This is a genomic window from Streptomyces paradoxus (assembly GCF_014202475.1).
In the GTDB taxonomy this organism is placed as follows: Bacteria; Actinomycetota; Actinomycetes; order Streptomycetales; family Streptomycetaceae; genus Streptomyces; species Streptomyces paradoxus.
Genome location: NZ_JACHGV010000008.1, coordinates 301,144 through 321,555 on the forward strand (window position 1 = coordinate 301,144; position 20,412 = coordinate 321,555).

Sequence of the window (20,412 nt, forward strand, 5' to 3'; positions counted from 1 at the left end):
TGTGACCACTGAAACGACCCCCATCGCCACCGCGAAGATCCCGGCCCCGGCGACGCCGTACCAGGGGGACATCGCCCGCTACTGGAACAACGAGGCGCGGCCGGTCAACCTCCGCCTCGGTGACGTCGACGGGCTCTACCACCACCACTACGGCGTCGGCGACGTGGATCACGCCGCGCTCGGCGACCCGGGCCACAGCGAGTACGAGAAGAAGCTCATCGCCGAGCTGCACCGGCTGGAGTCGGCACAGGCAGAGGTCCTCCTGGACCACCTCGGTTCCGTGGGGCCCGACGACACCCTCGTCGACGCGGGCTGCGGGCGCGGCGGCTCCATGGTCATGGCCCACCGCCGCTTCGGCTGCAAGGTCGAGGGCGTCACCCTGTCCGCGACCCAGGCCGACTTCGGCAACAGGCGCGCACGGGAACTGCGCATCCAGGACCACGTGCGCTCCCGCGTCTGCAACATGCTCGACACGCCGTTCGAGAAGGGCAGCATCGCCGCCTCCTGGAACAACGAGTCGAGCATGTACGTCGACCTCGACGACCTGTTCGCCGAGCACTCCCGCTTCCTGCGGGTGGGCGGCCGGTACGTGACGATCACCGGCTGCTGGAACCCCCGCTACGGCCAGCCGTCGAAGTGGGTCTCCCAGATCAACGCCCATTTCGAGTGCAACATCCACTCCCGCCGCGAGTATCTGCGCGCCATGGCCGACAACCGGCTCGTCCCGCAGACCATCGTCGACCTCACCCCTGACACGCTGCCCTACTGGGAGTTGCGGGCCACGTCCTCGCTGGTCACCGGGATCGAGAAGGCGTTCATCGAGTCCTACCGGGACGGCTCCTTCCAGTACGTCCTGATCGCGGCCGACCGCGTGTAACCCGGCCTCGCGGAGCCGGGGCCCTCATCGGGCACCCCGGCTCCGCGAGTTGTGTGCCGGCAGCCCTCAATCCCCACGGTAAGTATGAGGATTTGAAGGGTGCCGGCCGGCCCAGAGGCCCCGTGCGAGAATGTCGCCCGTGACCGGATCGTCTACGTCGCCCGTCGTCGAGAGCACGCCCCGTGCCGGTCTGGGCCCCCGTGCCGCCGCGATACTGGTGTTCGCGTCCTCGGCCGCGGTTCTGGTGGTCGAGATCGTCGCCTTGCGGCTGCTGGCTCCCTACCTCGGCCTGACCCTCGAGACCAGCACCCTGGTGATCGGCATCGCGCTCACCGCGATCGCCTTCGGCTCCTGGCTGGGCGGACAGATCGCGGACCAGGTCGATCCGCGTCGGCTCATCGGTCCCTCGCTGGGGGTCTCCGGAGCGGTGGTGGCGCTCACCCCCGCCGTGCTGCGGAGCACTGCGGAGTGGGCCCCGGCGGTGCTCCTGGTCATCGCGTCGCTGACCATCCTGGTGCCGGGCGCTCTGCTCTCCGCGGTGACGCCGTTCGTCACCAAGTTGCGTCTCACCAGCCTGGCGGAGACCGGCACGGTGGTCGGCCGGCTCTCGGGCATCGGCACCGTGGGCGCCATCGTCGGCACCGTGCTCACGGGCTTCGTCCTCGTGTCGCGGCTGCCCGTCAGCGGCATCCTGCTCGGCCTCGGAGCGCTGCTGGTGGCCGGCTCGGCGTGGGTCGAGTGGCGTACGCGCGGGTGGACCGGCGCCCCTGCCCTGGCACTCGTCGTCGCAGCAGGCGGCCTCGCCGCCACGGTCGCGCCGGGGAGCTGCGACGTGGAGACCAAGTACCACTGCGCGCGGGTCGTCGCGGACCCCGGCGGGGGCAACGGCCGCACGCTCGTCCTGGACGGCCTTCGGCACTCCTACGTCGACCTCGACGACCCGACCCGTCTGAAGTTCGAGTACGTGCGCGCCGTCGCGTCGGTGGTCGACGCCGCCTTCCCGCAGGGTGAACCTCTCGTAGCCCACCACCTGGGCGGTGGCGGACTCACCCTGCCCCGCTACCTCGCGGCCACGCGGCCCGGAACACGAAGCCTCGTCTCCGAGATCGACGGCGGGGTCGTGCGCATCAACCACGACCACCTCGGCCTGCGGCCGGAAGCCGGTGTCGACGTACGCGTGGAGGACGGCAGGCTGGGCCTGCGGCGACTCGACACCGGCAGCCGTGACCTCGTCGTCGGCGACGCGTTCGGTGGCGTCAGCGTGCCCTGGCACCTCACCACCGCGGAAGCGATGAGCGATGTCCGGCGGGTGCTCAACCACGAGGGTCTGTACGTCGCCAACCTCATCGATCACGGTGGCATGGACTTCGCGCGCGCCGAAGTGGCCACCCTCGGCGAGACCTTCGCGCACGTCGCGCTCCTCGGCGAACCCGCCGACATCGGCCTGGGCCCGGCCGCCGCGTCCAAGGGCGGCAATCTGGTGGTGCTCGCCTCCGACCGGCCGGTCGACCTCCGCGCGATCCAGACGGCGCTCGACGCGCGGCACACCGGCTGGAAGATCGCCACCGGCGACGACCTCGCCTCCTGGACCGGCGCTGCCCGGCTCCTCACCGACGATCACGCACCCGTGGACCAGCTCCTGCAGCCCTACAGCCCGCAGGACGGCCAGTGAGCGGACGAGACCGGGCCGCGTTCCAGCCCCTCGCGCATCCGTACCCCACGACCTCAGCTTGTCGTGCCGAGGGCTTCGCCGACCAGCCCGCGTACGGCTTCCAGCGCCTCGGCCCGGTCCGCCGGGACCAGTCCGATGCGCGTGCGACGGTCGAGCAGGTCGGCTTCGTCCAGGGCGCCCTCGTGCCGTAGCGCCCACAGCAGTTCGGCGCCGGTGACGGCATGGCCGGGCACGACGGGCTCGCCCAGTCGCGGGTCCTGCACGGCCAGGGCGTGTACCGCCGGTGCCTCGGTGCCGTAGCGCTGGACGAGGCGGCGGGGCGCGCGCAGGGCGGCGAGCGTCCGGGGGGCCGCGGCGCCCACCAGCGGGAGCGTGGCGGTGGGGGAGGGGCCGGCGGCCAGGCCGCGAGCTTCGACCACGGCGTTCACGGCGTCCTCGGCCATCCGGCGATAGGTGGTGAGCTTGCCGCCGACCACGCTGACCACGCCGTCCGGTGAGGTCAGTACCGCGTGCCGGCGGGAGATGTCGGCGGTGCGCGAGCCGGCGCCGGGCTGTGCGGTGGGGGTGGTGTCCAACAGGGGGCGCAGCCCGGCGAACACGCCGACGACATCGCCGCGACGGACGGGGACGTCGAGTACCGAGCCGAGGACGTCGAGCAGGAAGCCGATGTCCGTCTCCGGCACCTCGGGGACGTCCGGGACCGGCCCGTCCAGGGGTTCGTCGGTGAGTCCGACGTAGACCCGGCCGTCGTCCTGGGGCAGGACGAGGACGAAACGGTTGGTCTCGCCTGGGATGGGGATGTGCAGACCGGCGGGGAGCGGGCCGAGGTCCTCCGACCGCAGCACGAGATGGGTGCCGCGGGAGGGCCGGACCCGGATGCCCTCGACGAGGTCACCGGCCCACACACCGGAGGCGTTGATCACCGCACGGGCTCGGATCTCGCCCTCCTCGCCGGTGAGTTCGTCGCGTATGCGGGCCCCGGACGCGGAGAGTTCCAGGGCTCGGACGCGGGTCAGTACGCGGGCGCCCTGTGCGGCGGCGGTACGGGCGAGGGCCGTTACCAGGCGGGCGTCGTCGGTGAGCCTCCCGTCCCAGGACAGCAGGCCGCCGCGCAGCTCCGCGGGGCGCAGCGCCGGGGCCAGGTGCCGGGTCTCGACAGGGGAGAGCCGGCGCGGGGCGGGCAGCGTGGCACGAGCCGTGCGGGCCGACAGCCGCAGGGCGTCGCCGGCCCGGAAACCGGCCCAGGCCAGCGCGGCCTGCCCACGCGAGACGAGTCCGGTCAGGGGCAGCACGAACGGCTGGGCGCGCACCAGGTGAGGCGCCGTCCGCTCCATCAGCACGCCGCGTTCGACCGCGCTCTCGTGGGCGACGTCGAACTGTGCCGACGCCAGGTAGCGCAGCCCGCCGTGGATGAGCTTGGAGCTCCAGCGCGACGTGCCGAACGCGAGGTCGTGGGCGTCGACGGCGACGACGTCGAGACCGCGGGCCGCGGCGTCGAGGGCCGCTCCGGCGCCGGTCGCACCGAGGCCGACGACCAGCACGTCCACCACGCGGCCGTCGGTCGCCTCGGTCAGGTCGCGGGAGCGCCGCGCGGCGGACAGGGAGGCCGCGGCAGGAGTGCCGGTCAGGCTCATGGGGTGAGGGTCCTCTCCAGAACGGTGCGCAGCTCGGCGAGGAAGGCCGCGCTGGTGAGCTCGGCGTCGTCCTCCTCGGTCATGGTGCGCAGGGACAGCGCGAAGGACTGGAGGATGAGCAGCACGGTCCTGGCCTGGCGTTCGGCCGGGGCCACCCGCACCGAGCCGTCCGCGTGTCCCTCCCGCAGCGCCCCGGCGAGCAGCTCCAGCAGTGCCTCCTGGCTCGCGCCGCGCCGGTCCAGCACGTAGGGCAGGAGCAGTTCGGGATCCACGTCGACGATCTTCTGGAAGAGCGGGTGGGCGCGGAAGGCCTCGACACCCCCCACCAGGCCGTCGATCAGCGGCGGGCGCGTGCCCACCTCGGGCCGGCTCTCGGGCATGGCTCCGGTCGCGACGGCGATCCACTCGCGCGTCATGAGGTCACCGACGAGGGAACGGACGTCGGGCCAGCGGCGGTAGAGCGTCATCCGGGAGACGCCCGCGCGGCGGGCCACGTCGGTCATGGTCGTGCGGCGCACCCCGACGGCGAGGACGCAGTCCCGGACGGCGTCGAGCACCACGTCGTTGTCGGAGGACTTCTGCTGGGCCGAGCTGTTGTGACGATTAGGCGTCATGTGTAACAGTGTAACGCCCGAGGCCGCTCCAGCGGCAACCCCCGACGACCGGTGAGGACGACAGGCATGGACATGCTGTGGAACGGCTGGGGCGACCCGGCCAAGGCGACGCCGCTGCCCGACACCGTCACCGGGCTGCTGCGCGACTGGCTCGGCGTCAAGCCGCAGCCCACGGCATCGGCCCGGCTGGAGGAGATCACGATCTCCACGCCCGCTCTGGAGGGCGCCGCCCTCCACGCGCTGCACGCCGCACTCGGCGACCGGGCACAGAGCCTGCGCACGGACACGGAGAGCCGCCTCCGGCACACCCGCGGCAAGTCCACCCCGGACCTGCTGCGCATCCGCGCCGCCGACACCACCGACGCCCCGGCCGCGGTCGCCCTACCGCACAGCCACGACGAGGTGCTCGCCGTGCTCCGCGTCTGTGCCCAACACCGCCTCGCCCTCGTCCCGTTCGGCGGCGGAACCTCCGTCGTCGGCGGACTCGCCCCCTCCGGCAAGGCACCCTTCATCGCCCTGGACCTGCGGCACATGAACCGCATGCTCGACCTCGACCCCGTCTCCCGGACCGCCACCCTCCAGCCCGGGCTGCGCGCACCCGAGGCCGAGGCGCTCCTGGCCGAACACGGCTTCACCCTCGGCCACTTCCCCCAGTCCTACGAGTGGGCCACCATCGGCGGCTTCGCCGCGACCCGCTCCAGCGGGCAGGCCTCCGCGGGCTACGGACGCTTCGACGAGATGGTCCTCGGCCTCACCCTCGCCACACCCGAGGGCACCCTCGACACCGGCCGGGCACCCCGCTCGGCAGCCGGCCCCGATCTGCGGCAGCTGCTCCTCGGCTCGGAGGGCGCCTTCGGCGTCCTCACCTCCGTGACCGTCCGCATTCGGCCCGTCCCGCAGACACGCCGCTACGAAGGGTGGCGCTTCGCCTCCTTCGACGAGGGCACCGCCGCGCTGCGCCGGCTCGCCCAGGACGGCCCCCGCCCCACCGTCCTCAGGCTGTCCGACGAGACCGAGACCCTGATCGGCCTCGCCCAGCCCGAGGCCATCGGCTCCACCGCCGAGCAGCACAGCGCCGGATGCCTCGCGGTGGTCGGCTTCGAGGGCACCGAGCAGGACACCGAGCAACGGAGGGCGGCCGCGGCGGCCGTACTCACCGACTGCGGCGGCCGGTTCGCGGGCGACGAGCCGGGGGAGCGCTGGGCACACGGCCGCTACGCGGCACCGTACCTGCGGGACTCGCTCCTCGAAGCGGGCGCGTTCGCGGAAACCCTGGAGACCGCCGCCTACTGGTCGCGGCTGCCCGGCCTGTACGCGGCCGTCCGCGACGCGCTCACCGCCACACTCACCGAGAACGGCACCCCGCCGCTGGTCATGTGCCACATCTCGCACGTCTACGAGAACGGCGCCTCGCTGTACTTCACGATCGTCTCCGCCCAGGGCGCCGACCCGGTCGAGCACTGGACGCGCGCCAAACACGCCGCGAACGAGGCGATCCTCGCCGCGGGCGGCACGATCACCCACCACCACGCCGTCGGCACCGACCACCGCGACTGGTACGTACGGGAGGCCGGGGACCTCGGTGTCGAGGCACTGCGCGCCGTCAAGCGACGGCTGGACCCCGAGGGCCTGCTGAACCCCGGCGTCCTGTTGCCGGCCGACTGACCACGGCCACGGCCACGGCCACGCCCTCGGCCCCAGCCCGCACCATCCCTGACCAGACGACAGCCCGGCACCACCCGTCAGCCCGGAGGCACATCGATGCGACAGTTCACCGCCGTCGTCAACCCCACCGCGGGCGGAGCCACCAGCGCTGCGGCGCTGCACAAGGTGGCCCGCCTGCTCCGGGAGGCGGGCGCCGAGCTGGAGACCGAGTACAGCCGCAGCCTCGCCCACGCCCGCGAACTCGCCCGCCACGCCGGGGAACGCGGCCGGGTGGTGCTCGCCGTCGGCGGCGACGGGATCACCGGAAGCATCGGCGGAGCCCTCAGCGGCACCGGCGCCCTGTTCGGCATGGTCCCGGCCGGACGCGGCAACGACTTCGCCCGGGCCCTGGGCCTGCCCGGAGACCCCGACGGCGTGGCCCGGGTGCTGCTCCACGGCACGCCGCGCGCCGTGGACACCATCGAGGTCACGTCGTCCGTCCACGCCGCCACCGTCGTGCTCGGCAGCGTCTACGCGGGCGTGGACGCGCTGGCCAACCTCCACGCCAACCGCTCCCGCATGCTGCGCGGTTCGGCCTCCTACTACGCCGGTGCCCTGCGCGCGATCAGTACCTGGCGCCCCGTCCGCTACCGGATCACCGTCGACGGCCGGGACCACGCGTACAGCGGCTACACCGTGGTGGCCGCCAACTCCAGCTACTACGGCTCCGCACGCCGCATCGCCCCTAAGGCCCGTCTCGACGACGGACTGCTCGACGTCGTGATGATCCGCGACGCCCCCCGCCGGCTGTTCTTCACCCTGATGAAGGAGCTCGACACCGGCGCCCACGTCCACCGTCCCCAGGTGCAGGTGGTGCGCGGCCGTGAGATACGCATCGAGGCGGAGCGGGACGTCCCCTACGGCGCGGACGGCGAGATCGAGGCCGTCCTCCCGGTCACGGTCAGAGTGCTGCCCGGCGCGCTGCGAGTCCTGTGCTGAGCCGCAGTTCCCAAAACGAAGTGACGTCGCCGGTGCCCTGTTGCTTGGATGCCCGTTGTGACTTCTCCCGACTTTGACGATCACCCGGAGCGGGCACTGCTGGACCGGATCGAGGCGTACTACGACGCGGTCCCACGCCATGGCGCTCGCGTCGAGGACCACGGGCCGCTCACCCTGTTCGTGCGGGAGGGCCAGGGCTGGCCGTTCTACGCACGTCCCGCACGGGGGTGGTCCGGAACGCTGCGGGCCACCGATGTCCGGAAAGTCCGTGCCCGCCAGCGGGAGCTGGGGGTCCCGGAGAGTTTCGAATGGGTCGCCGAGACCACCCCCACGCTGCGGGCGGCAGCCGAGGAGTCGGGACTCGTGGTCCACGAACATCCGCTGATGGTGCTCGATCCCGGTACCCCCGCAGCTCGTGCGGACGGGGTGTCCAGCAGCGTATCCGTGCGGATCACAGGCGCGGACGATCCGATCCTGCCCGGCGCCCTGGCCGTTCCTCACCTCGCCTTCGCCGAGCCCGGGACCAGCGTCGGTCTCGCGGGAACACCGCAACTGGCGGAAGCGATCGACGCCCGCGTCGCCGACGGATCGGTGGAACGCGCGATGCTGCGCATCCGGGCAGGTCTGACCGCGGTCGCCGCAGCGGTCGAGGACGGATCAGTGCTGTCCGCGGGGCAGCACCAACCGCTCGCCGGAGTCAGCGAGATCGTCGGCGTCGGAACGCTCCCCGCAGCCCGCCGTCGTGGTCTCGCAGGTGCGGTTACCGCGGCGCTGGTGGCCGACGCCAGGTCGCGGGGTGCGGCAACCGTCTTCCTGTCGGCCGGTGACGATGATGTCGCGCGGGTCTACGCCCGGCTCGGCTTCCGCACGATCGGTACGGCGTTGATCGCCGAACCCGGAGAGTAGGCCGACCGGGTCCGGAGGAGTATGCACGGAATCCGACGACTCGGTGGCCGTTCTGATCGACCGGGTGCCATGATCACTCGGCGGCCTCGCACCCTGGCCTGCCATCCGGCGGCCCCGGGCCGCACCACGAACAGCGTTCTGGCGGAAAGGACTTACGTGCGCAGACTCGTCTACTACGTCGCCACCACTCTCGATGGTTTCATCGCGGGCCCGGACGGCGCGGACCCCACGGGTCCGAACGGCTTCTGGCCCCTTCAGGAGGACTACATACATCACCTCGTCGCCGAGTACCCGGAGACGCTCCCCGTCCAGGCCCGGCAGGCCCTGTCCGTCACGGCGGAAGGCACGCGCTTCGACACCGTCCTCGAAGGCCGGCGCAGTTACGAGATCGGACTCGCGGCCGGCATCCCCGACGCCTACCCCCACCTGCGTCACCTGGTGTTCTCCCGGACCATGACCGAGAGCCCCGCCCCGGCCGTCGAACTGGTCGCCGGCGACCCGGTGGAGACGGTGCGGGAGCTCAAGCAGCAGGACGGCAAGGACATCTGGCTGCTGGGCGGGGCCGAGCTGGCGGGCGCCCTGTACGCCGAGATCGACACGCTGATCCTCAAAGTGGGCCCGCTGACCATCGGCGACGGGATCCCGCTGTTCTCCCGCAAGGCCGCCTTCGACCCGCGTACCTGGACACTCACCGACCACACCGCCCTCAAGAGCGGCGCCGTGTTCCTGACCTACACGCGCAACACCGACTGAGATCCCCCGGCGGGCGGCGCTCTTGACGCGGACTCAGTCGTTCCCGACGCCCAGCAGCGGCCCTGCGACTGCACCTGAGAGGTGAATGCCGCAGGGCCGCGCTGAGAGGGGCGAAGGTCACAGCGGCATATCGGACAATTCGCAACTTCGATCTTCACGGAAGTCTCACAAGTTGGCTAAGTTGGTTACAGCATGCACGACTTCCACCGATCGATAGGTGGTTCAGTGCGCTCACGGACCGAAGGAGTGCCCTTTCCATGGCGCTGGAACGAACCTCGCGCCTCGAAGTGAGCGACTTCCCGGACAAGGCCAACTCCCTTGCCGCGGAGGCCCTCACCATCGAGTCCCGGATCCGGCAGTCGGCTGGTGCCCGTGCTGGCGCATGACGGCGAGGCGCCGAGCCCTGACGAGGTCCGGCGGCGGATCGACAGCCTCTACGACCGGGCCGAGAGCGACACGGGCACCTTCAACGCGACCCGCGCCGCTGCGATCCCGCGTCAGCGGGGCACGGACGCCCGCGGCCGGTCCGAGGAGGACATGGCGCCGGCGACCCAATCCCTTGCCAGGCAGTGGTTCGACGTCGCCCGCGCCAAGCTGGGCCCGTCCGTGCCGGCGTGGCAGTCGGACCGGAGGATGCCGGTCCGGCCCGACCGCGCACCCCAGGCGGAACGATCCGTGCGCCCGGCGGAACGTCCCGCAGAACCCCGTGCCCTCGAAGCGGCCAAGGCGCCCACCGGTGGTGTGCGGGAGCTGACCAGTGGATCAGCGCAGGCACCAGCCACTGAGATCCTCCCGGAGCTCTCCGGCCAGCGAGCCGCACCGGCTGCGGCAGGCGAAGCCCGGCGGGTCGAGAGTGCCTCGTGGACCGCTGAGCAGCCGGGCCTCGGTGGCGACCTGGCGGCGTGGCCGCTGTCCGAGCCCGTACCGGCGCTCGCGCCGGAGCCCAGCCCAGAGTCCCTCGCGGCGCTGCCCGCCCTCCCGGCCCCCACCGCGGCTGCTCACCAGGTGGATCTTCCAGCGAGCGGGGCGGAGACGTACGGTGCCGACCTGACGACCGTCACGACCGCACCGTATGCCGCACCCCTGCCAGCGGATCTCGCCGCCTACTACGCCGCAGGTCCGCCGGCCGAAGTGACCACCGCGACCCATGGCGCCGGCCTGCCCGACATCTCCGCACCAGTCCTGGCCGCTCATGCTCCGGCAGCGCCCGTTGAGCCGGCCGCCGCACCGGCCCTCGCCGCGCCGACGGCCCCGGATGCCCTCACCGCACGCGAGATTCCCGCCACCACCTACACACCGGTCGCCGGCGGAGAACCCTGGCTGACGCCGGTCGCCGGCCACAGCACCCAGGCCGAGCGGGTGATCGCCTTCGCTCGCGCGCAGATCGGTCTGCCTTGCGTATGGGGCGCGGTCGGGCCGGGATCGTACGACGCGGCAGGTCTCACCCAGGCCGCCTGGAAGACCGTCGGCGTCACGCTTCCCCGGACCACCCAGGCCCAGTGGACAGCGGGAGTCCAGGTCTCGCTCGCTGATGTCCAGGTCGGGGACCTGGTCTTCTTCCACGACGACCCAGGCCACGTCGGGATCTGGAGCGGCGACGGCATGATGATTCACGCCCCCGGCCCGGGTGCCCTCATCCGTGAGGAGTCGGTGTTCTTCGCCGGCCAGTCGGCGATCAAGGGCGCGATCCGCCCGGCTTGACGTCGGCTGTCGGCGCAGCCGGGGAGAAGTGAGGTGGGGGATTCCGCCGTGTCCCTGGGACATCAGGGCACTTGGGGGACGCCACACCATGACGTCCGGCGTCGGGCCTTGGCCTGTGTTCCTGCGTGCGCGGCGGCAGGGGATATGTCGATCGACACGGCCTGACGACCTGACTAGGGTCGCGGGCGTGACGATCAAGTTGAACGATGGCGCACGCAGGCTCCTTGACGATGTGAATCCCGCGGTACTGGCCACCGTGAACCCCGACGGCAGCCCGCAGACCTCGGTGGTCTGGGTCGCCCGGGACGGCGACGACCTGCTGCTCTCTTCGGCAGCCGGCCGCCGCAAGGTCACCAATGTGGAGCGCGACGCGCGGGTCAGCCTGACGGTCTATGACCGGGCCGACCCGCTGCGGTATCTGGAGGTACGCGGTACCGCGACGGTGGCCGAGGACCCGGGCCGGAAGCTGGCCGTCGCACTGGCCGAGCAGTACGAGGGGCCTGGCGCGGGCCAGGAGTACGTGGAACTGCCGCCGGAGGTGGTGCGGGTGGTCGTCAGGATCACCCCGCAGCGGCTGGTCGGCACCGTCATCGACTGACCGTCCGCGGACCTTCCGGACCTGGATGACTGCATCGACGACGGCCCTCCAGCGAGCCCATCGCCATGGCTGGGGGATCACCTGGTCAGGTGGGTGACCACCGAGCGCATCGCCTGGCGCAGGGCGGGGATCGTCTCCTCCGGTGCGTTGAGGGTTTCGAAGCCGTGGAAGCCGTTGGGGACATCGATCAGCTCGAGTTGCGCGGCGCAGTCGTCCGCCGCGGTCACGAACGCGTCGACGGTCGCGGCGATCTCGGGAGCCTCTCGCCCGGCGCGAAGGAGTACGACAGGCAGGGGACCCGCCTGTTCGACCGCCCTGGCGGGGTGGAAACGGCTGCCGGCCAGGCCCCAGGCGGGAAGGGGGGCCAGGACGGGATAGGACGCGGCCAGGCAGCGCAGCCAGGCGGGGGGTCGTGCCAGCCAGTCCGTGGTGAGGAGGCCGCCGCCTGAGAAGAACCACAGGGCGATCCGGTCGGCGTCCACCCGGGCGTCGGCCCGCACCAGCTCGACCCCCGCGGCGATGTCCGCGGCGGCGCGGTCATAGTCCGAGAGATCGTGGAGGCGGTGGTCGAGAGTCGCGCCGATCATGCCCTCGGCGGCGGCCAGGCGGGCGTATCCCACCAGGGCCGGCCACTCGCGCGGGCTCGGCCGCGCTCCGGCGGGCACCGGTCCGCCGTGCACGAAGACCACGGCCGGTCGCGGGCCATCGCCGTCGGGGACGTACAGATCGACATGACCCTGGCGGTCGCGGGGCAGCTCGGGGACGTCCAACGGGAACGGGCGCAGATGGGCGGGCGCGGGTGCGCCGTCGCCGGCCGGTCGCAGCCGGTGCCCCTCGCCGGCCGCGGCACGCAGCAGGACGTCCGCCAGTGCGGCGGGACCGGACAGCATCGGCCAGTGCCCGGTGGGGAGTTCGAAGAAGCTGACCTGAGGCTCGGTCAGGGCGGCCAGCGCAGGATCGCCGAAGTCGACGAGCCTCTGCACGAGGTCGATACTGGCGCCGTTCCGGGCGCACAGCACGCCTGAGACGGGAACCGCGGCGACCGCTCCGGTCAGCCGCAACGGCTCAAGCAGGGTGCCCAGCGGTTGTGGCGCCGCCAGGTCGGTCAACCGCTTCAGAGTCACCTCGTCGAGGTCGGCGGTACTGCCCCAGCGCCCCCACTCGTCCAGGCCTGGTGGAGCCAGCACGCCCTCGCGCTCGCCCGCCTCCGCACGTTCGGCCAGCTGCGCACGCAGCACCTGGTCCGGCACGGCGGCCAGCGCCGGAACACCGTTCTGCGGCATCCCGCAGTCCAGGTAGACGACGCGTGCGATGCGCTCCGCCCGCCGGTCGGCGGCGCCGAGCACCGGGTGGATCCCGTAGTCGTGACCGACGAGCACGATTTCCTGCCCGGACGTCGCGTCCACCGCGTCGATCGCCGCGATCACGTCCTCGATGTGCGTCTCCAGACCGACGTGCCCCGGATGGGCGGACCGGGCCGGGTCGACGCCCGTCAGCGGAACAGCGTGCACCGTGCTGCCCGCCGCTACCAGCCGCGCGGCCGTCTCCTCCCAGACCTGGGCCCCGGTGAACACACCCGCAACCATGATGAACACGTGCACGAAGTCCTCCCGTCTCATGACGCCGCGCCAGTCGCGTACGCCCTCGTCCGCGGGCCGCCCGTGGCTGCCTCGCCCGCGCCCCGGTACCGTAGGAACTCCCCTTAAGGGAGGTTCAACTGTCCGCGTCGCACGAGCCGTTGTGGAGCATCGGGGAACTCGCCGAGCGCGCCGGTGCCACGGTGAAGACCGTCCGCTTCTACTCCGACCAAGGCCTGCTCCCCGAAGCCTCCCGCAGCAGTGGCGGACACCGCCGCTACGGCCCCCAGGCACTGGAACGACTGCAGCTGATCCGTTCCCTGCGCACCCTTGACCTGCCCCTGCCCGAGATACGCCGCATCCTCGAGGACGAAGAGGCGGCCGGGCGTGTGCTGGAGAACGCCCTCGACAGCCGCCTGCGCGGGCTCGGCAGTGAGCTGAAGGCCCTGCGCTGGCGAGAAGCGGCACTCCAGCTGGTGCGGGACTGCCCGCCGGCTCAGCGCGCCGGCCGGCTGAAGCTGCTCAGCGCGTTGAGCACCCCGCCGAGCACCGCGCCCCTGGCCAGGTTCTGGCGCGCTTGGCTGCCGGCGCGGATGCCCCGCCTCGCGACGGCCGCCTTCCTGGAGGCGGCCGTCCCCCAGCCGCCCGACGAACCGCATCCGTCCCAGGTGCTCGCCTTCGCCCGGCTGCACGCGATGACGACGGCTCCCTGCCCGAACGGCCGGCAGCCCCAACCGGACGTGCACCGAGCAGCAGGGGCCGGCGGCGCCGCGCTGCTCTACGCGGGCCTCGCCGAAGCCTTCGAACTCGCAGCCCCCCACCTGCGCCAGGCGAACGACCCGCATCCAGGTGAGGCCCTGGACGCCTACGTCGCCGCGTACGCGAGCGCCTATCGCAGCCGCGACACCCACGAGTTCCGCCGCTTGCTGGCCGCCCGCCTGTCGGCCGAGGCGCGCCTGAACCAGTACTGGGAACTCGCCGCCATCGTCCTGACTCCGCCGGGCGGCCACCCCCAGCCGACCCCGGGCTCCACGGACGACTGGCTGCGCGCGGCACTGCAACTGGACAACGCCGGAGCGGCGTAAGTCCTGCCCCAGCCGTCGACGCCGTACCCGAAGGCTGCGACTTCGGCCGGTACAGCGCTCTTAGCCGACCTGGCGCCTCTTTGTGCCGAGTTTTCTCCTTCTCGATTCCGCGGCGCTGCGCCCAGGGCATTCTTGCGGCGGTTGTGGAAGGGCCGGCGTGAGCAGAGGCGCCGCGTCGGAGTCCGAGCGGGTGGACGATCCGTGCGGAACACCGTCTTGTGCGGGGAGTGGATCTGTTGACTGGGGGGACGCGATGGCTGCTGGCGGGGGCGGGGGCGGTGGCGATGGTGGCGTTCACCGTGCCGACGGTGACGTGCGGGATGTGGCTGCTGCCGGCTCTGGTGTCGGACGCGGCGGCGCGGTGGGGCGTGTCGTCCGCGCTGGGTGCGGCGGTGGCCGCGCTGTCCGTGCTGTGGGGGCAGGGCTTCGCCACACGCCCGGGCGGTGGGGGCGGCACCGCAGGCGGGCCGACGCGCAGCGTTCAGGCGACCGGGACGAGGGCGGTCGCGGTGGGAGCGACCGTGCAGGGGAACATCTCCACGGGTGACGGCGGCGTACCGGGCACGAACCCGCCTTCCGGCCACACGACGCAAGGGACGACGACCGCTTCCCCGCAGCGCCAGGCGGGGACAGCGCCGTCGGGGTCGGTGACGGCCTCAGGTGAACGGTCGGTCGCTGTCGGCGGTGCCGTCGTCGGCGACATCACCACGGGCGATCGCCCGTCCGAAGGGGACCGCCGATGAAGAAGTCACCAAGGCCCGCTGCCGAACCGAACGGTCCCACCCCATCGTCCGTGATCGCCTCGGGCGAACGGTCGATCGCTATCGACACACAAGGAGGCCCGTTCCTGGGAGTGGCGAGCACCGGGGACCACACGACCATCGTGCATGTGCCACCGCACGAGCTGCGCCCGCCGGGATCTGTGGACGCTCCGCCCGGAGTGGTGCGCTTGCCCGCACTTCGCGCCTCGTTCGTCGGCCGGGCCCGTGAACTGGCTCTGCTGGACGATGCCCTGACCGGTTCGGGGGCCGCTGTGGTGCACGCCGTGCACGGCCTGGGCGGGGTCGGCAAGAGCACCCTGGCGGCTCAGTGGGCCGCCACCCGCACCGAGGTGGCCAACCCCATCTGGTGGATCACCGCCGACTCCTCGGGCGCCCTGGCCGCGGGGCTGGCGGCACTGGCTGCCGCTCTCCAGCCCGCCCTCTCCCAACTGCCCCAGGACCAGCTCAAGGAGCGGGCCCTGCAGTGGCTGGCCGGCCACGACGGATGGCTGCTCATCCTGGACAACGTCACCGACCCCGGGGACGTGCAGCCCCTTCTGGCGCACGCCGACAAGGGCCGGATCCTCATCACCAGCCGCCGCGCATCCGGCTGGCACGACACCGGCGTGCCCATCCACCTGGACACCCTCGCCCCTGGCGAGGCGCACACCCTGCTCACTCGAATCCTCACCGGTGACGGAACCCGCCCCGAGGCAGTCCTGGACGGTGGCGCCGAACTGTGTGCCGAAGTCGGCCACCTGCCGCTGGCCATCGAGCAGGCGGGCGCCTACATCGTCCAGACCGGTATCACTCCACGCGCCTACCTGCGTCTGCTCGCCGAAGACCCTGCCTACATGTACCGCAGGGCGAAGGAAGGGTACGACAGCGAACGCACCATCGCCCGCATCTGGGCCATCACGCTGGACCGCCTCACCGACACCCCACTGGCCGGGCATCTCCTGCGCGTCCTGGCCTGGTACGCCCCGAACGCCATCCCACGCGCGCTCATCGGCCCCCTCGGCAGTGAGCCCGCCGTCGTCGACGCCGTGGGGCGCCTGGCCGCCTACAGCATGATCAGTGCCACGGATGACTCCCTGGACGTGCACAGGCTTGTCCAGGCCGTCACCCGGACGTCCGACGCTGACGATCCGCACCGGCAGCCCCACGACATCGTCCGCGCCCGCGACGCCGCCGTCACCTGCCTGAACGCCGCGCTGCCCGCCGCCGTCGACGCGTCGGCCGATGCCTCTGCCTGGCGCAGGCTCATGCCGCACATCGATGCCCTCGCCCAGCACTCCAGCCCGGACGCCGACACCGCTCTCACCGCCTACGTCTTGTGCCGCGCAGGTGCCTTCCTCCAACACCAGTTGCTCAACCCCCTGGCCGCCCCGCACTTCGAACGCGCCGGTCGAGGTTTCACCCGAGAGCTGGGGCCCGGGCATCCCAACACCCTCACAGCCCGCCACCACCTCGCCCGCGCCCACCAGGACCTCGGCGACCTGCCGAAGGCCATCCAGCTCTACCAGGACCTCCTGGACGACTACGAGCAGGTCTGGGGCCCCGGCCACGCCCAGACGTTGGTCCTCCACCGCAGTTTGGCTCAGGCCTACGGGACTGCGGGCGACCTGAGCAGGGCCATCCCCATGCTCGAGGGCGTCCTTGAGGCCCAGGAGTCGCTCCTGCGAGCCGACCACCCTGACGCACTCACCACCCGGCACAGCCTTGCGGGTGCCTACTGGCAGGTGGGCGACCTGGGCAAAGCGATCAGCCAGTACGAACGAGTGCTGACCGTGTCCGAGGACGTCCTGGGCGCCGATCATCCGGACACCCTCGCCACCCGCGCCAACCTCGCCGGCGCGCACGCCTCGACGGATCCCGACAAGGCTATCGACCTGTACGAGCGCCTCCTGACGGACCTGGAGCGGGTGTTGGGCCCGGAGCATCCGGGAACCTTCACCACGCTCAGCAGTCTTGCCCGTGCCTGCATGGGAAAAGGGGAACTGCCACGCGCCATCGGCCTGTACGAACGCAGCCTGCGGGCACGGGAGAAGAGCCTCGGCGCCAGACATCCCGACACGCTCCTGTCGAGGAGCAGCCTCGGTCTGGCCCTCTCCGTGGCGGGCGACACGTCCAAAGCGCTCCCGCTGCTCCAGCAGGTGCTGGACGACTGCCTGGAGTGTCTGGGAGCTGATCATCCTGACACTCTCACTGCCCGCAGCAAGCTCGCGGAAGCCCACACCAGGGCGGGCAACGCATCACAGTCGATCCGAACGCACCGGCAGCACCTGGCCGAGACCGAACGGGTGCTCGGCAAGGACCACCCCGACACGGCCACGGCCCGCCACAACCTCGCCAGCGCCTACATGGTGGCGGGCAACACGGCCCGGGCCGTCCCCCTCTACGAGCAAGCACTGACCGACCGGATACGCATCCTGGCCGCCGACCATCCAAAGACGAACAGCGTCCGCGTCACCCTCGCCAGGACCCACGCGTCCGCCCACAACCACCAACGAGCGCTGGTGCTGTTCGAGGAGGCGTGGAGGGCGGCGGAACGGACGCTGGGCGATGATGACCCCGACACGCTGGGCGCCCTCAGCAACCTGGCCAACGCGTATGCCCGGGCCGGCAAGAGGAGCGAGGCCATCGAGTTGTACGAACGCCTCGTGACCGATTGCAGACGGGTGTTCGGCACTGACGACCAGCGGACCAGACTGGTCGCAGCCAACCTGGCGGCAGTCCGGGGGCATTGATCGCGACGGTTCCGGTGACCAGGACAACTCGTGCACGACCAGTCGCGACTGCCGCCCCGCGAAGGAGCTGCGCAGTGCCCGTGCCTCACTGTTCCGTGCGGCGAAGACTCCCCGCTCGTCCACGTGCACGACCAGGATGTCGTAGCGGTCGATGACCTCGGAGATGCCTCGTGTCTGGATGGTGTCCCGCCAGGCGTCCGTGTTCCGGCCGAACCACTCCGGCAGTCCGCAGTGCTCGGTGACGGCGTCCCAGAAGTCGTCGAGCGTCTCGATCGACCGCCCCGCAGGTCGACCACCGGCTCCGATTCCGTCTTCTCGGCCATCGCGGCAGAGTATCCGACCCACACCCCGCCGGGCAGCGGTCCGCCGTGCCCGAGCGGCATGACCAGGGATTCGTCCGGCGTAGCCGGGTACCCGGCGGCGGAACTCAGAGCATCCGATCTACGTGGCCGCGCCGGCCATGGCCGGCTGAAGCAGAGGAACGATAGCGATGAGCCAGCCCAATCCCATCAAGCGGGCGGCAGACAAGGTCACTGAAGCCATCCAGGGCACCGGCGCAGGACCGGAGGAAGGGATCCCCGGCAAGCCGGCCCCGGATTCCGCCGGTGTCGCGGAACCGGTGGAGCCGCGTGAGCCGCTGCCGCCGAAGCCGGACCAGAGCGGGCCCGACACGATGTCGCCCACAGGGCAGGCGACCGGCGCGGCCCAGGCTCGCATGGCTCAGTCGGGCGCTTACCTCACGGACGCTCAGGGCACCCGGCGGTACGACACCGATCACTCCCTCAAGGCCGGTGCGCGCGGGCCGGTGCTGCTGCAGGACCATCACCTGCGCGAGAAGGTCATGCACTTCGACCACGAGCGCATCCCGGAGCGCGTCGTGCACGCCCGCGGCGCGGCGGCGCACGGTGTCTTCAAGAGCTACGGCACCGCGGCCGCCGTGTCGAAGGCGGCGTTCCTGGCAGCGGGCGCGGAGACCCCTGTGTTCGTGCGCTTCTCGACGGTGCTGGGGTCCAGGGGCTCCGCCGACACGGTCCGGGACACGCGCGGTTTCGCGACGAAGTTCTACACCGAAGAGGGCGTCTTCGACCTCGTCGGCAACAACATGCCGGTCTTCTTCATCCAGGACGCCATCAAGTTCCCGGACATCATCCACGCCGGCAAGCCGCACCCGGACCGGGAGATCCCCCAGGCCCAGAGCGCGCACGACACCTTCTGGGACTTCGTCACCCTGCACACCGAGGCCACCCACCACACCCTGTGGAACATGTCCGACCGGGGCATCCCGCGCTCGTACCGGATGATGGAGGGCTTCGGCGTCCACACCTTCCGTCTGGTGGCCGCCGACGGTTCCACGACACTGGTGAAGTTCCACTGGAAGCCCAAGCTCGGTGTGCACTCCCTGGTGTGGGAGGAGGCGCAGATCGCGGGTGGCGTGGACCCCGACTTCCACCGCCGCGACCTCGCGGACGCCATCGAGGCGGGCGCCTGCCCGGAGTGGGAGCTGGGCATCCAGACCTTCCCGGACACCCCGGAGCAGACCTTCGAGGGCATCGACCTGCTCGACGCGACCAACATCGTCCCCGAGGAGCTCGCCCCCGTACAGCCGATCGGGCTGCTGACGCTCAACCGCAACCCGTCGAACTACTTCGCCGAGACCGAGCAGGTCGCCTTCCACGTCGGTCACCTGGTGCCCGGCATCGACATCACCGACGACCCGCTGCTCGCCGGACGGCTGTTCTCCTATCTGGACACCCAGATCACGCGACTGGCGGGCCCGAACTTCTCGCAGATCCCCATCAACCGCCCGCACTCCCCGGTCAACGACATGCAGCGGGACGGCTTCCACCAGGACGCCGTGCACCGGGGCGTGGCACCGTACCGGCCCAACTCCCTCGACGGCGGCTGCCCGTTCCTGGCCGGGGCGGACACCGGGGCGTACATCGAGACGCCGGTGCGGGTGCCGGAAGCGACGAAGGTCCGGGAGGCGCCCGAGTCGTTCTCCGACCACTTCAGCCAGCCGCGCCGCTTCTGGCTGAGCATGAGCGCGGTGGAGCGGGAACACATCATCGGCGCTTACACCTTCGAGCTGGGCAAGTGCTACGAGCAGGCCGTCAAGGAGCGGGCGCTGCAGGTGCTGGCCAACATCGACGTCGAACTGTGCGCTCGCGTGGCCGAAGGCCTCGGCTTGCCGGCGCCAGAACCGACCGTGGCGCCGGCCGATGTCGAACCGAGTCCGGCGCTCTCCCAGGTCGGGCAGACCTGGCCCACCGACGGCCGCCTCATCGGCATCGTCACCGGCCCGGACGGGGACCTGGACGGCGTGCGTGCGGTGCGCGAGGCGGTGCTCGGCGCGGGCATGGTGCCGCTGGTCATCGCCCCGACCGGCGGCAAGCTGGGCGCGGGGGAGGACGCGGTGACCGTGCAGCGGACGTTCGCGACCGCGCGGTCCATCGAGTTCGACGCCCTGCTGGTGGCCGGAGCACCCGCGGCGGGCGGCGACGCCTACGGTTCGCGCGACGCCAAAGCCCTGCCCACCGGCCCGCAGGGGGCCCTCGATCCGCGGGTGAGCCTGCTGCTGTCGGAGGCGTTCCGCCACGGCAAGGCGATCGGCGCCTGGGCGGGCGGCGACGCGGCACTGGAGGCGCTCGGGATTGCGGCCGACGCGCCGGGCGTGGTGGTCGGCCGGGACGGCACCTCCGTGCTCGAACAGCTCCAGGAGCTGATGGCCGCGCACCGCGTGTGGGAGCGGTTCGTCACGCCCGCCTGATGTGTGCCGAGCGGCCGGGACGCGGCGTCCGGGGTGGTGGCTCCCGTCCCGGACGCCGGAGCAGTCTGCGCACC

At 71.8% G+C, this 20,412-nt stretch carries 16 protein-coding genes and 1 pseudogene; 13 read left to right on the forward strand and 4 right to left on the reverse strand.

All coding sequences use genetic code 11. The features are described from left to right. Position 1: 1 nt before the first annotated feature. Both HNR57_RS26270 and HNR57_RS26275 read left to right on the forward strand, forming a co-directional pair. The gene (locus HNR57_RS26270; RefSeq protein WP_184563508.1) at positions 2–877 is read left to right on the forward strand and encodes a geranyl diphosphate 2-C-methyltransferase; all 876 of its coding nucleotides are present in this window, start codon (positions 2–4) and stop codon (positions 875–877) included. A gap of 139 nt (positions 878–1,016) precedes the next feature. After that, positions 1,017–2,549 (forward strand): fused MFS/spermidine synthase, encoded by a 1,533-nt coding sequence (locus HNR57_RS26275; RefSeq protein ID WP_184563510.1) that lies wholly within the window; start codon positions 1,017–1,019, stop codon positions 2,547–2,549. 53 nt (positions 2,550–2,602) lie between these two features. Here HNR57_RS26275 and HNR57_RS26280 read toward each other — a convergent pair whose 3' ends face one another. Both HNR57_RS26280 and HNR57_RS26285 read right to left on the reverse strand, forming a co-directional pair. After that, entirely contained in the window at positions 2,603–4,183 is a 1,581-nt protein-coding gene (locus HNR57_RS26280; protein ID WP_184563512.1) for a glycerol-3-phosphate dehydrogenase/oxidase, read from the reverse strand. After that, the gene (locus HNR57_RS26285) at positions 4,180–4,797 is read right to left on the reverse strand and encodes a TetR/AcrR family transcriptional regulator (protein WP_184563514.1); all 618 of its coding nucleotides are present in this window, start codon (positions 4,795–4,797) and stop codon (positions 4,180–4,182) included. The genes HNR57_RS26280 and HNR57_RS26285 overlap by 4 nt, the downstream gene beginning before the upstream one ends. Before the next feature lie 66 nt (positions 4,798–4,863). On the opposite strand from HNR57_RS26285, the gene HNR57_RS26290 reads away from it, so the two are divergent. The 7 genes from HNR57_RS26290 (at position 4,864) to HNR57_RS26315 (ending at position 11,398) form a co-directional block, all read left to right on the forward strand. Next, entirely contained in the window at positions 4,864–6,462 is a 1,599-nt protein-coding gene (locus HNR57_RS26290) for an FAD-binding oxidoreductase (RefSeq protein WP_184563516.1), read from the forward strand. Positions 6,463–6,558: 96 nt separating this feature from the next. Continuing rightward, on the forward strand, positions 6,559–7,440 hold the full coding sequence (locus tag HNR57_RS26295) for a diacylglycerol/lipid kinase family protein (RefSeq protein ID WP_184563518.1): 882 nt from the start codon (positions 6,559–6,561) through the stop codon (positions 7,438–7,440). A 57-nt stretch (positions 7,441–7,497) separates the two neighbouring features. After that, on the forward strand, positions 7,498–8,346 hold the full coding sequence (locus tag HNR57_RS26300; protein WP_313674784.1) for a GNAT family N-acetyltransferase: 849 nt from the start codon (positions 7,498–7,500) through the stop codon (positions 8,344–8,346). Positions 8,347–8,502: 156 nt separating this feature from the next. Then, on the forward strand, positions 8,503–9,099 hold the full coding sequence (locus HNR57_RS26305; RefSeq protein WP_184563522.1) for a dihydrofolate reductase family protein: 597 nt from the start codon (positions 8,503–8,505) through the stop codon (positions 9,097–9,099). A gap of 257 nt (positions 9,100–9,356) precedes the next feature. After that, positions 9,357–9,485, forward strand: coding sequence for a hypothetical protein (locus HNR57_RS40365; RefSeq protein WP_281403914.1), 129 nt, complete (start codon positions 9,357–9,359; stop codon positions 9,483–9,485). Further along, positions 9,472–10,800 (forward strand): C40 family peptidase, encoded by a 1,329-nt coding sequence (locus tag HNR57_RS39215; protein ID WP_313674787.1) that lies wholly within the window; start codon positions 9,472–9,474, stop codon positions 10,798–10,800. The genes HNR57_RS40365 and HNR57_RS39215 overlap by 14 nt, the downstream gene beginning before the upstream one ends. Before the next feature lie 187 nt (positions 10,801–10,987). Continuing rightward, positions 10,988–11,398 (forward strand): PPOX class F420-dependent oxidoreductase, encoded by a 411-nt coding sequence (locus HNR57_RS26315; protein WP_313674789.1) that lies wholly within the window; start codon positions 10,988–10,990, stop codon positions 11,396–11,398. A gap of 77 nt (positions 11,399–11,475) precedes the next feature. Here the strand turns inward: HNR57_RS26315 and HNR57_RS26320 are convergent, their stop codons facing one another. Next, positions 11,476–12,999, reverse strand: a complete 1,524-nt coding sequence (locus HNR57_RS26320; protein WP_184563740.1) for an alpha/beta hydrolase — start codon at positions 12,997–12,999, stop codon at positions 11,476–11,478. 116 nt (positions 13,000–13,115) lie between these two features. On the opposite strand from HNR57_RS26320, the gene HNR57_RS26325 reads away from it, so the two are divergent. From HNR57_RS26325 to HNR57_RS26335, 3 genes are all read left to right on the forward strand, one after another. Beyond that, on the forward strand, positions 13,116–14,060 hold the full coding sequence (locus tag HNR57_RS26325; protein WP_184563742.1) for a helix-turn-helix domain-containing protein: 945 nt from the start codon (positions 13,116–13,118) through the stop codon (positions 14,058–14,060). Between the two features lie 236 nt (positions 14,061–14,296). Next, positions 14,297–14,803, forward strand: coding sequence for a hypothetical protein (locus HNR57_RS26330; protein WP_184563524.1), 507 nt, complete (start codon positions 14,297–14,299; stop codon positions 14,801–14,803). Between the two features lie 206 nt (positions 14,804–15,009). Next, positions 15,010–17,571 carry a tetratricopeptide repeat protein gene (locus tag HNR57_RS26335; protein ID WP_184563526.1) on the forward strand — a complete coding sequence of 854 codons (2,562 nt, stop codon included), beginning with the start codon at positions 15,010–15,012 and terminating at the stop codon, positions 17,569–17,571. 30 nt (positions 17,572–17,601) lie between these two features. On the opposite strand, the pseudogene HNR57_RS26340 reads toward HNR57_RS26335, so the two are convergent. After that, positions 17,602–17,894, reverse strand: a pseudogene (locus HNR57_RS26340) (barstar family protein); the annotation flags it as partial. A 167-nt stretch (positions 17,895–18,061) separates the two neighbouring features. On the opposite strand from HNR57_RS26340, the gene HNR57_RS26345 reads away from it, so the two are divergent. Next, positions 18,062–20,338 (forward strand): catalase, encoded by a 2,277-nt coding sequence (locus tag HNR57_RS26345; protein ID WP_184563528.1) that lies wholly within the window; start codon positions 18,062–18,064, stop codon positions 20,336–20,338. The last annotated feature ends 74 nt before the right edge of the window (positions 20,339–20,412 follow it).

Excerpts from the sequence above, each read along its gene's own strand:
- HNR57_RS26280 (WP_184563512.1), bottom strand. The coding sequence starts at position 4,183 with ATGAGCCTGACCGGCACTCCTGCCGCGGCCTCCCTGTCCGCCGCGCGG.
- HNR57_RS26295 (WP_184563518.1), top strand. The coding sequence starts at position 6,559 with ATGCGACAGTTCACCGCCGTCGTCAACCCCACCGCGGGCGGAGCCACC.
- HNR57_RS26290 (WP_184563516.1), top strand. The coding sequence starts at position 4,864 with ATGGACATGCTGTGGAACGGCTGGGGCGACCCGGCCAAGGCGACGCCG.
- HNR57_RS26285 (WP_184563514.1), bottom strand. The coding sequence starts at position 4,797 with ATGACGCCTAATCGTCACAACAGCTCGGCCCAGCAGAAGTCCTCCGAC.
- HNR57_RS40365 (WP_281403914.1), top strand. The coding sequence starts at position 9,357 with ATGGCGCTGGAACGAACCTCGCGCCTCGAAGTGAGCGACTTCCCGGAC.
- HNR57_RS26345 (WP_184563528.1), top strand. The coding sequence starts at position 18,062 with ATGAGCCAGCCCAATCCCATCAAGCGGGCGGCAGACAAGGTCACTGAA.